The organism is Brevibacillus borstelensis (assembly GCF_003710865.1).
In the GTDB taxonomy this organism is placed as follows: domain Bacteria; phylum Bacillota; class Bacilli; order Brevibacillales; family Brevibacillaceae; genus Brevibacillus; species Brevibacillus borstelensis.
Genome location: NZ_RHHO01000074.1, coordinates 1 through 818 on the forward strand (window position 1 = coordinate 1; position 818 = coordinate 818).

1 protein-coding gene is annotated in these 818 nt (G+C 48.2%); it reads right to left on the reverse strand.

What is annotated here, in order from left to right; genetic code table 11:
* Nucleotides 1-81: 81 nt before the first annotated feature.
* Nucleotides 82-818 (reverse strand): GLUG motif-containing protein (locus EDM54_RS25420; RefSeq protein WP_311135376.1); only part of this gene is annotated, 737 nt, incomplete at its 5' end.

The window sequence follows — 818 nt, forward strand, 5'->3', positions numbered from 1 at the left end:
ATTTTCATTTGCAGTTGACAAAAAGGCCGACGCTCATCGCGTTCGACCCACCCTCCTATGTTCATGGCAGTTTTCTGATGTTTACTCCCATTGGAAGGCCGGATACTCATCCATCTGCCACACGTCCGTAAAATCCCAGTCAGTAAATGATTCCTGCTCTTTCATTTGTACGGATGAAAGCGGCATGCCCTTGCCCGTGTCAGTTTGTCCAGTCTGGTCCTGATCATAATAAGAATCGTTTACTGTACCGTTGCTTTCGAGCTTGCCGATCAAGCCTCCGACTTCTTTGGCATTGCTGTCTATAGTCCCGGCAGCGTACGTTCTGGTAATTTCATGCTGATTGATTCCGACAAGACCGCCAATGACAACTTCCTCTCTATACTTTCCGGCACTGATGCCGGAGTTAGCGTACGCATCCGATATCACTCCCTGATTTTCACCCACCAATCCGCCTACAGCCATAGATTCAGTCTCAATCGTCCCTTTTGCAAAAGACTGTTCGATGAATCCCTTGCTTCCATTTATTCCGGCAAGACCACCAACCTGATTCGATCCGCCAGTTACATGCGTCAGTGCGTATGACTGGCGGACCTCTCCGTCGTTTACCCCGACCAGCCCGCCAAGGCCAGAAGCGTTATTGGCGACGCTGCCTTTGGCAAAGGAATGCTCAATGGTACCCGCATTTGCCCCTACAAGTCCTCCCGTATAATTGTTTTTGGCAAGTAAGAAATGTAGCAAATGGCAATTAAAAATGTACCACTTGCCAACCCCTAAATTATTTACCGTGTAATAGCGATTCTTTGTATCGATGGCTTTCG